This is a genomic window from Candidatus Delongbacteria bacterium, from assembly GCA_041675285.1.
In the GTDB taxonomy this organism is placed as follows: Bacteria; CAIWAD01; CAIWAD01; order CAIWAD01; family CAIWAD01; genus CAIWAD01.
This window is the reverse complement of sequence record JBAYTZ010000003.1, coordinates 364,548-376,861: the sequence shown is the minus strand read 5'-3', so window position 1 is coordinate 376,861 and position 12,314 is coordinate 364,548. Positions and strand designations below refer to the sequence as shown.

11 protein-coding genes are annotated in these 12,314 nt (G+C 67.6%); 8 read left to right on the top strand and 3 right to left on the bottom strand.

Features of this window, described 5'->3' with window-relative positions:
* Positions 1 to 447: 447 nt before the first annotated feature.
* From WC326_05065 to WC326_05055, 3 genes are all read right to left on the bottom strand, one after another.
* Positions 448 to 870 carry an Hsp20/alpha crystallin family protein gene (locus tag WC326_05065; GenBank protein MFA7330428.1) on the bottom strand — a complete coding sequence of 141 codons (423 nt, stop codon included), beginning with the start codon at positions 868 to 870 and terminating at the stop codon, positions 448 to 450.
* Positions 871 to 1,150: 280 nt separating this feature from the next.
* Complete coding sequence (locus WC326_05060) at positions 1,151 to 1,900, bottom strand: copper homeostasis protein CutC (GenBank protein ID MFA7330427.1); 750 nt, start codon at positions 1,898 to 1,900, stop codon at positions 1,151 to 1,153.
* 26 nt (positions 1,901 to 1,926) lie between these two features.
* Positions 1,927 to 2,742 (bottom strand): M23 family metallopeptidase, encoded by an 816-nt coding sequence (locus WC326_05055; GenBank protein MFA7330426.1) that lies wholly within the window; start codon positions 2,740 to 2,742, stop codon positions 1,927 to 1,929.
* 302 nt (positions 2,743 to 3,044) lie between these two features.
* On the opposite strand from WC326_05055, the gene secD reads away from it, so the two are divergent.
* From secD to tsaE, 8 genes are all read left to right on the top strand, one after another.
* Entirely contained in the window at positions 3,045 to 4,937 is a 1,893-nt protein-coding gene (gene secD / locus WC326_05050; protein MFA7330425.1) for a protein translocase subunit SecD, read from the top strand.
* A gap of 12 nt (positions 4,938 to 4,949) precedes the next feature.
* Positions 4,950 to 5,861 carry a protein translocase subunit SecF gene (gene secF / locus WC326_05045; GenBank protein MFA7330424.1) on the top strand — a complete coding sequence of 304 codons (912 nt, stop codon included), beginning with the start codon at positions 4,950 to 4,952 and terminating at the stop codon, positions 5,859 to 5,861.
* Between the two features lie 103 nt (positions 5,862 to 5,964).
* Positions 5,965 to 7,254 carry an adenylosuccinate synthase gene (locus WC326_05040; GenBank protein ID MFA7330423.1) on the top strand — a complete coding sequence of 430 codons (1,290 nt, stop codon included), beginning with the start codon at positions 5,965 to 5,967 and terminating at the stop codon, positions 7,252 to 7,254.
* 22 nt (positions 7,255 to 7,276) lie between these two features.
* Positions 7,277 to 8,338, top strand: a complete 1,062-nt coding sequence (locus WC326_05035; GenBank protein ID MFA7330422.1) for a TerC family protein — start codon at positions 7,277 to 7,279, stop codon at positions 8,336 to 8,338.
* A gap of 47 nt (positions 8,339 to 8,385) precedes the next feature.
* Positions 8,386 to 9,270 (top strand): AmmeMemoRadiSam system protein B, encoded by an 885-nt coding sequence (amrB, locus tag WC326_05030; GenBank protein ID MFA7330421.1) that lies wholly within the window; start codon positions 8,386 to 8,388, stop codon positions 9,268 to 9,270.
* Entirely contained in the window at positions 9,263 to 10,138 is an 876-nt protein-coding gene (locus WC326_05025; protein MFA7330420.1) for a Rossmann-like and DUF2520 domain-containing protein, read from the top strand. The genes amrB and WC326_05025 overlap by 8 nt, the downstream gene beginning before the upstream one ends.
* A gap of 40 nt (positions 10,139 to 10,178) precedes the next feature.
* Positions 10,179 to 11,732: a response regulator gene (locus tag WC326_05020; protein ID MFA7330419.1), complete on the top strand. Its 1,554-nt coding sequence runs from the start codon at positions 10,179 to 10,181 to the stop codon at positions 11,730 to 11,732.
* 1 nt (position 11,733) lies between these two features.
* Entirely contained in the window at positions 11,734 to 12,237 is a 504-nt protein-coding gene (tsaE, locus tag WC326_05015; GenBank protein ID MFA7330418.1) for a tRNA (adenosine(37)-N6)-threonylcarbamoyltransferase complex ATPase subunit type 1 TsaE, read from the top strand.
* The last annotated feature ends 77 nt before the right edge of the window (positions 12,238 to 12,314 follow it).

Sequence of the window (12,314 nt, the reverse complement as noted above, 5' to 3'; positions counted from 1 at the left end):
GCCGCCAGCGGAAGCCCGCCGGGAGGCGGGCTGAGTCTGGACGGCCGGTCAGGCCGGGTGAGAAAAAGCGCCTCTTTGGCTCCACCTTTCTGGCGCCAGCAGAAAGGTGGAAAACAAGGCGCCTCAGCCCCTACCGGAACGACCGGTGAAGCCAGGGGATCCCCCGGTCAAGCCGGGGGATGACGGGCGCGTGGCCCATTTCTGGCGCAAGCAGAAAGGTGGAAAACAACAGTTCCCGAGAGAGTCCAGAATGGCGAAGAGCCCCCCGGTGCGGGCAGAGAAAAGCCCGCCACCGGACCATCCAGTGGCGGGCCACCCGCTTGTCCCACGCGCTGAGTTGCGGGTTGTCTTGTTCGGTCACGCCTCCCCGGGGCGTCGTTGGGCGGCCGCGGCGGCCGCACATTCACGTTCTGTCTGCTTCAACTTCTGTTTCGCTTCAGCTTCCCTTCAGCTGGGATTGATCTCGATCTGAACCTTGCGCGGCTGCGCCTGCTCGGCCTTGGCCAGGACGATGCGCAGCACGCCCTTGTCCATGTGGGCGCTGACCTTGGACAGGTCGATCTCGTCGGAGACCCGGTAGCGCCGCTCGAAGGAGCCGATCAGGCGACTGGAGTGCACCAGACGGTCCTTCTCGCCCAGGGCTTCGCGGTTGCGCGCCCCCTTGACCACCAGCTCCTCGCCCTCCACCAGCAGCTCCACATCCTCGCGATCCATGCCGGGCAGGTCGAGGACCAGTTCCCAGGCGCTTTCCCGTTCGATCACTTCGCCCCGGATCAGGTGTCCGATGGTCGGCGCGCAGGTCGCGGGGGCGGCCAGGCTGCGGGTCAGTTCCCGATGCAGGGCGGCGGGGAGGAAAGTGTTGAACATCATGGCAAGTCTCCTTCAGTATTCCAGTTTGTTTGGTTGTGCGTCCGCTGTCCCAAGCCTTGTGCCGGGGACAGCAGAAGACTAGGCAACTGGAATGCCAGTTTTGGTTCTTGTTGATGGTCAGCGAGTTCGCTTTTATCCTCAGCAACAGAGCAGCATCAAGGGACAATCGACCCTGACAAAGCATGGCATGTTGGCAGAGAGCGCGACAGGATGTCGCCAGTTTGGCAGTTGTTGGCAGGAATTGGCGGAATCTGCGGGAGCGAGGCTGGGAACAAAGGGTTCAGCGGCGCGCGGCGGCGAGCAATTCCCGCAACCGCCGGGGATCCAGCCGGCCGGCGCGGCGCACGCCGGACCAGGCGTGCAGCGAGAATGAACCGGGGCCGTGGAAGAGGGCGACCCGCAGGTCGGGCACGGTGGCCGCGGCCACGCCGCCGGCCAAGACCAGTTCCAGTTCCAGTTGGCCCGCCCGTTCGAGCAGCGCCTTCAAGGCCGTCAGATTGGCCGTGGCCGGCGTGCCGTCGCCCCAGACCCCGCCGGAGCTTAAGACCCGGCGCACGCCCAGTTCCGCCAGCTCCCCCAGGGCTTCCAGCGGATTCGCCAGGGCGTCGAAGGCCCGGTGCAGGCTCAGCTCCAGGCCCAGCCCGCGGGCTTGGGCGCAGAGGCGGCGCAGGGCGGGGAGATGCAGGCGGTCCCGGCGCAGCACGCCGCAGACCACGCCGTCGGCGCCGGCCCGGGCGCAGGCCACCAGGGCACGTTCCAATGCGCGCAACTCTCCGAAGGAATACTCGAAGTCGCCGCCGCGGGGGCGCAGCATGGCCAGGAGGCCGGGGTCGGGGCCCCAGGCGCGGCGCGCCACCTGCAGGCTGTGGGGGGAGGGGGTCAGGCCGGCCAGATCCATCCGGGCGCAGAGTTCCACGCGGGACACGCCGGCACGCGCGCAGAGGCGGACTTCGCGGGCCAGCCGCAGGGGAGAATCCGCGCCCAGGCAGATCTCCACGGGCAGGGCCCGCGCCATGGGCTCAGGGTTCATCGGTGCAGGTTCCGCGGGGCGGAGGACTAATTGAGTTCCGCCAATTCGCTCAGGATGTAGGGATCCGGATTGACCGGGCGGCCGTTGCGGTGCACTTCATAGTGCAAGTGCGCCGCCGTGCTGCGCCCGGTGTTGCCCACATCGCCGATGTGGTCGCCGCGGGCGATGCGGTCGCCTTCTTCCACGCGCAGGCGGGACAAGTGGCAGAAGAGGGTCTGTAGGCCGCCACCGTGGTCCAGCTTGACCAGGATGCCGTAATTGCCGTCGCGGCCGGCCTCCACCACCACGCCGTCGGCCGGAGCCAGGACGGGGGTGCCCACATTGGCCTGGAAGTCAACCCCCTCGTGCATGCGCCACTCGTTGGTGAAGGGATCCAGCCGGTAGCCGTAGTTGCTGGTGCGCTCCCCGCTGGCCACGGGCACGATGGACGGCATGCGCCGCATCTCGTCCATCTGGGCGGCCACCAGATCGCGGGCGCGGCTCAGGCTGGCGCGCAACAGCTCGGTCTCCCGCTGCAGCTGCTCCAGTTCGCCGATGGCCTGGGAGCCGATGCCCGGCAGGGAGGCCTCGTACAAGGCGCCGCCGACGCCCATGCGCCGGACCTCCTTGGGGATGGGATCGAGCTTGGCGATCTGGCGGATTTCGCGGTCCAGTTCGTGGAGAGAGTCCACCGACTGGCGCAGGGTGCTCACATCCTCGAGAGCGACTTCAAGACTCCGATGCAGACGGTCGTTTTCACGCAGAAGCCGTTCCGCATTCAAATCGTGCTGGAATCGGATGCCCAGCAGGATCAGGGCCGCGACCACGCTCAAATTCAAGAGCCGCTTGCGCCAGAAAGGCACCGGTCGCACCAGGCCCGGTCCGGGAGTCTCATGCTCCGGGAGTGATTCACGGGAGGGGGTTTCTTCCAAGTGAATCCTCGGGTTGTCGAACTGACGGGTTCCAACGTAACAAAATTTCACACTGAGACAAGCCAGTGCAGCTGTACTCATCAGACTGTTTTGTTCACTGAATAACAGGCTCAGACTCCAATGGGTGGAGGCTCAATTGTCTGAGCAGATGCGTTGCATCTTGGGCGGGTCCATTCTAACTTCAAGGTTTGCAAAAAATCGTTCAGCTGACGACGAAGGAGCTTTCCATCACCATGGAACAGCACAACAACAAACTGCGCTGGATCATCTTTGCGGCCCTGTTGGCGCTGGCCGCCTGGAAGTTGTTCCCCACCCTGCGCCTGGCGAGCATGGGGGAGGAGGCCTTCAAGGCCCTCACCCCGGATGCCCAGGTGGAACTGCGCAAACAGTCCATCAAGCGTGGACTGGACCTGCAGGGCGGCATGCACATGGTCCTGGAAGTGGACCTGGTGGAGCTGATGCGCGGCCTGGCCCGCACCCCGGACGCCCGCTTCAACGAGCGGCTGGATCGGGTGGCCGGCAAGCTGACGCCGTTGACCGACTTCTGGGAGCTGTTCCAGAACGAGTTCTCCGACATCCAGCTCAGCGAGTACTTCGGCGACCGCAAGCAGAGCAACGACGAACTGCTGGCGATGCTGAAGCAGCAGGCCGCCGACGCCGTGGACAACTCCCTGGTCATCCTGCGCAACCGCGTGGACGGCTCGGGCCTCCAGGAGCCCTCCATCACCAAGCAGGGCCAGCGCCGCATCGTGGTGGAGCTGGCCGGCGTGAGTGATCCAGAAGCGGCCCGCCGGATGATCGGCAAGACGGCCCTGCTGGAGTTCAAGATGGTGGAGGAGGTGACCCGCACCAATCAGGTGCTGGAAGCCATCAACGCCGCCGTCAAGGGCGAGCCCCTGCCCGCCGTGGTGGATTCCGCCGCGATGGACAGTACGGCCCTGGCCAGTGCCAAGCCCGACAGCGCGGCCCAGGCCGCGGCGCCGGCCAAGACGGACAGCGCGGCCTTCGACCCGCTGGCCGCCCGCACCGACACCGCCCGCGTGGCCAGCGCGGACACGAACAAGGCCGTGACCTCGTTCTTCGAACTGCTGACGGTCTTCCCCGGCCGCAACAGCCTGCTGGTATCCGAGGAAAACCGCTCCCGCGTGCAGGCCGTGTTGGATCGCCCCGACATTCAGGCGCTGATTCCCCCCGACAAGATCTTCCTGCTGGGCAAGACCGAGGACACGGGCGGCAAGAAGTACTCCGAGCTGTTCCTGGTGCACCGCGAGGCGGAACTGACGGGCAAGGCCCTGGAATCCGCCGCCGTGAACATCAACCAGGGGGGCAGCGGCGGCAGCGCCGGCGCCTCCATCGTCGAGCTGGCCATGACCCGCGAGGGTGCCCGCCGCTTTGCGCGCATCACGGGGGACAACGTCAACCGCCGGCTGGCCATCGTGTTGGACAACAAGGTCTTCATGGCCCCCAACATCCGCAACAAGATCCCCAACGGCCGGGCGATCATCGAAGGGCTGGAGAGCATCGAAGAGGCCAAAGAGCTGGCCAACCTGCTCAAGCACGGCGCGCTGCCCTCCACCGTGAAGCCGGTGGAAGAGCGGACCGTCGGCCCCTCCCTGGGCGCCGAGAGCCTGAAGCAGGGCACCATGTCCGCCCTGCTGGCCTTCGCGTTCACCGTGCTGTTCATGATGGTCTACTACAAGCTGTCGGGTGTCTACGCCGTGCTGGCGCTGATGGCCAACATGGTCTTCATCGCGGCGGCCATGGCGGGCTTCCATGCCACGTTGACCCTGCCGGGCATCGCCGGTCTGGTGCTGACCATCGGCATGTCGGTGGACGCCAACATCCTGGTGCTGGAGCGCATCCGCGAGGAACTGAAAAAGGGCCGGACCGTGCGGGCCGCCGTGGACGCGGGCTACACCAACGCCATGTCCGCCATCATCGACTCCAACCTGACCACCCTGATCGCCGGCGTGGTGCTGTACCAGTTCGGCTCGGGTCCCATCCGCGGCTTCGCGCTGACCCTGATGATCGGCCTTGTGGCCAACCTGTACACGGCCATCATCCTGACGCGCCTGCTGTACGATCGCTTCACCAACTACGACCGCGCCACGCGGCTCAGCATCTGAGGATCCACGGCCATGATGGAGTTCTTCCAAACCCCGAACATCAACTTCGTCGACCAGCGCCGGATCTGGATCGTCTTCTCGTCGGTCCTGTTCGTCGCCAGCGTGCTGATGACGACCTTCAAGGGCTTCAACAAGAACATCGACTTCACGGGTGGCACGGAGATCCAGTACCGGTTCAACACGCAGGTGACCGAAGGCCAGCTGCGCAGCGCGCTGGAGTCCGCGGGCATCGCGGCGGAAGTCACCACCCTCAAGTCCGCCAACGCCGCCAATCCGGACTGGCAGCTGAAGATCCAGGGCGAGCCCGAAGGCGTGAAGGAGAAGGTGCAGAGCACCATCCGCGCCGCGTTCCCGGCCGCCGGTGATTCGATCCTGGCCGCCCACACCATCGGCGCCCGCGTGGGCAAGGAGCTCAAGTGGGGGGCCATCTGGTCCACCATCTGGGTGGCCATCCTGCTCATCATCTACGTGACCGTGCGCTTCGAGTTCATCTACTCCATCGGCGCCATCATCGCCACGCTGCACGACGTCTTCGTGGTGCTGCTGGTCTTCTCGGTCTTCGGCCTGGAGTTCAACCTCGCGGTGCTGGCCGCCATCCTGACGCTGGTGGGCTACTCCATCAACGACACCATCGTGGTCTACGACCGCATCCGCGAACAGGTGAAGAAGCAGCGCGGCGTGCCCTACAAGCATGTGGTGAACGACGCCATCAACCAGACCCTGAGCCGCACCATCCTGACGGGTACGACCACCATCGCCTCGGTGATCATCCTGATCATCTTCGGCGGCGCCACGCTGCAGACCATGGCCATCGCCCTGCTGGTGGGCCTCTTGACCGGTACCTATTCCTCGATCTTCATCGCGGCGCCCATCATCATCGAATGGCACGAGAAGCGCACGGCCAAATTGGCGCTGAGCAAGTAGCCATGCGGACCCGGACGGTGAAGCTGCTTCCCGTCCGACCCGGGCGAATCGCATCCAGACAGGCTCCGGCTTCGTGCCGGGGCCTTTTCATGTGGGGGTCCTCATGCCTGTCACGGTCCTGATCGGAGCCCAGTGGGGCGACGAGGGCAAGGGCAAGATCATCGACGCCCTGGCGCCCGACCTGCAGATGGTGGTCCGCTACCAGGGCGGCCCCAACGCCGGTCACACGGTGATCGTGGGCGGCAAGCGCACGGTGCTGCATCAGGTGCCCACGGGCATCCTGCACCCGGGCATCGCCTGCCTGATCAGCCCGGGCGTGCTGCTGGATCCCTGGGAACTGCTGGACGAACTGGCCATGCTGCAGGCGAGCGGCGTGGAGCTGGAGCGGCTCAAGGTCTCCCCTGCCTGCCACCTGATCATGCCCTGGCACCGGCTGCTGGACCGGGCGCGGGAAGCGGCGCTGGACCGCCAGGCTGGGCCTGGCGCGGCCATCGGCACGACGGGTCGCGGCATGGGGCCCTGCGCCATGGACAAAGCCGGCCGGCGGGGTGTGCGGCTGGGCGACCTGCTGGATCCCGCCCGCCGCGCCGCCTGCGAAGCCGGGCTGGCGGCGGCCAACGCCGAACTGGAATCCCTGGGAGCCGAGCCCTTGGCCCGGGCCGAGTTGCACGTCGCCCTCGAACGGGCGACCGCCGGGTTGGCGCCCTACCTGGGCGACACCCGGCCCCTGCTGCACGGCGTGTTGCAGCGGGGCGGGCGAGTCCTGATGGAAGGCGCCCAGGGCATGATGCTGGACCTGGAGTGGGGCACCTATCCCTACGTCACCTCCACGCACCCCTCGGCGGGCGGCGCCTGCACGGGCGGCGGCGTGCCGCTGCGGGAAGTGGACCAGGTGATCGGGATCTGCAAGGCCTACTGCACGCGGGTGGGCAACGGACCTTTCCCGACGGAGTTCGAGCCGGGCGCGTTCGCCGACGGCTTCCGCACGGCGGCGGGCGAATTCGGCGCCACCACGGGCCGTCCGCGCCGCTGCGGCTGGTTCGACGCGGTGGCCATGCGCTATGCCTGCCAGCTTAACGGCTTCACCGATCTGGTGCTGACCAAGCTGGACGTGTTGGACGGACAGCCGGAAGTCAAGGCTGCCGTGGCCTACGAGCTGGACGGTCGCCGCCTGGACGGGATGCCCGAGGATCTGCGCCTGCTGGAGCGGGGGCCGTGCCCGGTCTGGCGTACCTTCCCCGGCTGGCAGGGCAGCGCGGACGCGCGCCGCTGGGACGAACTGCCGCAAGCCGTGCTGGACTATCTGGCCTGGCTGGAAGAGGATCTGGGCACACGGATCAGCTGGGTCTCCAACGGGCCGGAGCGCAGCCAGCTCCTGCGCCGGGACGCGTAACACCTAACAGACCGAGGGTCGCATGGTCGGGATCTACACCGGGTTCATCGTGTTCGTGGTGCTGATGCTGGTGCTGGACCTGGGGGTCTTCCACCGCAAGGCCCACGTGGTCTCCATCAAGGAGGCCCTGGGCTGGTCGGCCTTCTGGATCAGCCTGGCCCTCAGCTTCACGGTCTTCATCTACTTCGCCTACGAGAACCACTGGCAGGGTCTGGGCCTGATCGCGGACCCCGTCGATGGCCTGCTCAACACCGGCTCGCTGGCCAGCCTGAAGTACCTCACCGGCTACCTGATCGAAGAGTCCCTCAGCATGGACAACCTCTTCGTGATCGCCATGATCCTGGGCTTCTTCGCCGTGCCGCCCGTGCAACAGCACCGCGTGCTCTTCTGGGGCATTCTGGGCGCCCTGGTCCTGCGCGGCCTGATGATCGCCCTGGGCGCCACCCTGGTGGCCCAGTTTCATTGGGTCCTCTACCTCTTCGGCGCCTTTCTTGTATTCACCGGAATCAAGATGCTGGTGGCCAAGGAAGAGGAGACCGACTTGGAGGGGAACCTGCTGGTGCGGACCACTCGCCGGCTCTTCGCGGTGACCACGCGCTTCTATTCCCACCACTTCGTCGTCCGGGCCGGCTGGCCCGAAGCGGCGGAACCAGACGGCGGGGGCGTGGATCCGGTGGTGAGCGTGGCGGCCAAGGGCGCCCTGGTGCTCACCCCGCTGGCCCTGGCCCTGCTCGTGGTGGAGACGGCGGACGTGGTGTTCGCCGTGGACTCCATCCCGGCCATTTTCGCCATCACGGCCGATCCTTTCCTGGTCTTCACCAGCAATATCTTCGCCATCCTGGGCCTGCGGAGCCTGTTCTTCGCGCTGGCGGGCATGCTGCGCACCTTCCGCTACCTGAAGACCAGCTTGTCGCTGGTGCTGATCCTGGTAGGCGTGAAGATGTTGCTGGCCCATTGGCTGCGCCTGCTGCTGGGCAGCCACTTCAACCTGTACCTGCTGGGTGCCGTCCTGCTGATCCTGGCCGGCGGCGTGGTGGCCTCCCTGCTGGCGCGCGAGAACCCGGAGCCCACCGCCCGGGCCTGAACTCTGTCCGTGCCGGTGGACAAATCAGCGAGATGGTGTCAGGCATCATGCCAGAGCAACTCTCCAAGTCCCTGCGCTCGCCGCGGATGGCCGGCAGCTGGTATCCCGGCCAGCCCGACGAGTTGGAGCGCCTGCTGACCTCCTACCGCGAGGAATTGCCGGCTATGCAGGGCCGCCTGGACGCCGCGACCCGCTGGGCCGGACTGGTCTGTCCCCACGCTGGCTACCGCTACTCGGGACGCTGCGCGGCCCGGGCCTACGCGGCGCTGGGTGACTGGCGGCCGGGCCGGGTGGTGGTGGTGGCGCCTTCGCACCACGAGTGGTTTCCGGGCCCCTCGTTCTGGAGCCCGCAGCCGGACCACCCGGCGGCCGGAGCCTGGCGCACGCCGCTGGGCCGGCTGGAGGTGGACGTGGAGTTCGGCGCGCGGCTGGGTCGCCGCCTGCCCGGGCTGGGTTTCGGCCAGGCCGGCCACCGCGACGAACACAGCCTGGAGTTGCAGCTGCCCTTCCTGCAGCACGCCCTGGGGTCCTTCCGCCTGGCGCCCCTGGTGATGGGCGACCAGCGCCCGGAGGCCGTGCGCGAGCTGGCCGCGGCCCTGGCGGATTGCCTGGACGAGCTGCCGACCTTGCTGGTGGCCTCCACGGATCTCAGCCACTTCCACGAGGTCGGGGAGGCCGCGGAGCTGGACGGTCTGTTCCTGAAGAAGCTGGAACAGGGGGACGAGGAACAACTGCTGAGCGCGCTGCACAGCGGCGCCTGCGAAGCCTGCGGCGGCGGACCCGTGGCCGTCGTGCTGGGCGCGCTGCGCCGGGCGCTGGGCGGCGTGCAGGTCGAGCTGCTGGACTATCGCAGCAGCGCGGACACGACGGGCGAGACGGACTCCGTGGTGGGCTACGGCGCCGCCCTGATTCGGGAGAACCCCCATGCTTGAGACGCGGCCCGCAGGTCGCCTGCGCATCGGACTTCTGGGAGCGGGCTCCGCCAGCCGCGGCGTGCTGCCCTCCCTGCTGGGAACGGGACAAGTGGACCTGGCCTGGGTGGCGGATCCCCTGCACGCCGGCGAGCGCATGGCCGGCCAGGTCGTGCTGCCCGACATCGCCACGCCCCTGGGCGTGGACCTGCTGCTGTTGGCCGTGCCGGAGAGCGCGCTGCCCGAGCTGGTGGACAACCTGGCCGCCCGGCTGCGCCAGGAGAACGGCCGCTGCCGGGCCGTGCTGCAGTTCAGCGCCTCGTCGCCCCTGGCCCTGCTGGAGCCCCTGCGCGCGGCCGGCGTCTGGGCCGGCCTGTTGCATCCCATGCAGACCTTTCCCCAGGACGCCCCGCCGCCGGAGAACATCTCCTTCTGGGCGCTGGGCGGAGACGAGGAGCTGCGCGGCTATCTAGGCGGGCTGATGGCCCACCTGACGGACGACTGGATCTGGCTGGAGCCCGGCCAGCAGATTCCCTACCACCTCTGCGGCGTGCTGGCCTCCAACTTCCTGCCACCCCTGCTCTCGCTCTGCGAGAGCCTCTGGCCGGGGGAGCCGGGCCAGGCCCGCCGGGCCCTGCTGCCCATCATGCACCAGACCCTGGCCAACTTGCTGCGCTACCCGCCCCACCGCGCCGTGAGCGGACCTGCGGCGCGCGGCGACCTGGGCACCGTCAACCGCCACCTCGCCTGGCTGGAAGAGGAGCGGCCGGACCTGATTCCGCTTTACTCCCGCTTGACGGAGGAAATCCTCACCTTGCGGCGGACGGCGGGAGAGCGCGACCAGGCGATCGCCCCCGCCGCGGCGCCCGAGCAGGAGAAGAGCCTCTGAGGTCTGGATCCGCTCCTTTTCATCAATCAGGAGACACCCCATGTCCCGACGTGTGTTGTGGGCGGATGACGAGATCGACCTGCTGCGGCCGCACATCCTCATTCTGGAGAAGCAGGGTTATGAAGTGGTGGGCGTCTGCAGCGGCATGGACGCCCTGGAGCGCGTGCGCGCCGAGAGCTGGGATCTCGTCCTGCTGGACGAGATGATGCCCGGCATGACCGGCCTGGATGCGCTGGTGGAGATCAAGAAACACGATCCCGGCCTGCCCTGCGTGATGGTCACCAAGAGCGAGTCCGAGTCGCTGATGGACCAGGCCATCGGCCGGCAGATCGACGACTACCTCACCAAGCCCGTCAACCCCAGCCAGATCATCGCCGTCTGCAAGCGGATCATGGAGCGCACCCAGCTGACGGGCCGCAAGCTCAGTGAGAGCTACATGCAGGGCCTGGCCCAGATGTCGCGCACCTTGTCCATGGGCGCGGGTTGGGCCGAGTTCCAGGACATGCACCAGCAGCTCTGCGCCTGGGAGCTGGAGCTGGACGAGCGGCCGGACCTGGGTTTCGACCAGACCCTGGCGGCCCAGCGCAAGGAGTGCAACCGCGAGTTCGCGCGGCTGGTGGAGCGCGAGTACCGCGAGTGGATCCACCAGCCCGGCGGCCCGATGATGAGCCCGGCGGTGGTCAAGAACGTGGTGATGCCGCTCCTGCGCGAACAGCGGCCCGTGCTGTTCTGCGTCATCGACTGCATGCGCATGGACCACTGGATGGTGCTGGAAAAAACCCTGCGCGAGAAGTTCCGCGTCCGGCGCGAGGTGCAGTTCGCCATCCTGCCCACCGCCACGCCCTACGCGCGCAACGCCATTTTCGCCGGCATGTACCCGCTGGACATCGCCAAGGCGCACCCCGAGATGTGGGAGCGCAACATGGACGATGAGGGCAACACCAACCGCCATGAGCGCCAGTTTCTGGACCACCAGCTCAAACTCAACGGCCTGGAGTTCAAACCCGCCCACAAGTACATCAAGGTCATCGACCTGGCAGAGGCCAATGACACGCTGAAGAAGGTCGAGAACCTCTTCAACCACCAATTCGTCAGCATGGTCTGGAACTTCGTGGACATCCTGGCCCACAGCCGCAACCAGAACGACATCGTGCGCGAGATGGTCCCCGACGAGGCGGCCTACCGCAGCGTGGTCTCCGCCTGGTTCCGGCACAGTGCGTTGAACCAGATCCTCGAGGCCTTCCGCGAGAAGGGCTACACCATCGTGATCACCAGCGACCACGGCAGCGTGCGCGTGCAGCGCGGGGCGCGGATCTTCAGCGACCGCGAGGCCACCCGCGGCCTGCGCTGGAAGCTGGGGCGCAACATGCGGCTGGAGGAGGATCGCACGGGCATCTTCCTGGACAAGCCCGAGACCTGGCGCCTGCCCCACGGCAAGCCCAGCGAGACCATGGCCTTCGCGGTGGAGGACTACATGTTCCTCTACGGCAACAACTACAACCACTACCTGGGCCAGTTCAAGGACAGCTTCCAGCACGGCGGCCTCTCCATGGAAGAGGTGATCCTGCCCGTCGCGGTGCTGGAGCCCCGCTGAGATGGAACTGCGCCCGCCCGCGACGGGGCAATTGGGGGAGGCCCAGCCCTTGGCCGACCTGGAGGCCACGCGCGCCGCGGGCCGGCAGCTGGCCGCCGGCCTGCGGGGGGGGGAGCTGATCCTGCTGGAAGGCCCGCTGGGCGCGGGCAAGACCAGCCTGGCCCAGGGTCTGGCCGCCGGGCTGGGCGTGGCGGGCGCGGTCACCAGCCCGACTTTCGCGCTCTGCAACCGGCTGGCCGGACGGCTGGAGCTGCACCACTACGATCTCTACCGGCTGGAGTCCCTGCTGCGCCTGCAGCAGATCGGTTTCGAGGACAGCCTGGAGAGCGGCGCCGTCGTGCTGGTGGAGTGGCCCGCGCTGGCGCTGCCCCTGCTGCGCGGCCCCTGTCTGCTGGTCCGGCTGGAGCACGCGGACGCCGGCCGCCGCCTGCGCTGGGGACGGCTGGAGGCGGCGCAGCTCGCGGCGCAGAGGTTCCGCCATCCCGACGAGGGCTTCCAGGACTGAGCCCCGCCCTGGACGACACGCAAAACGGGCGGCTTCCCCGGGGAGGCCGCCCGTTTCTTGCTGGCTGACCGGCGCGG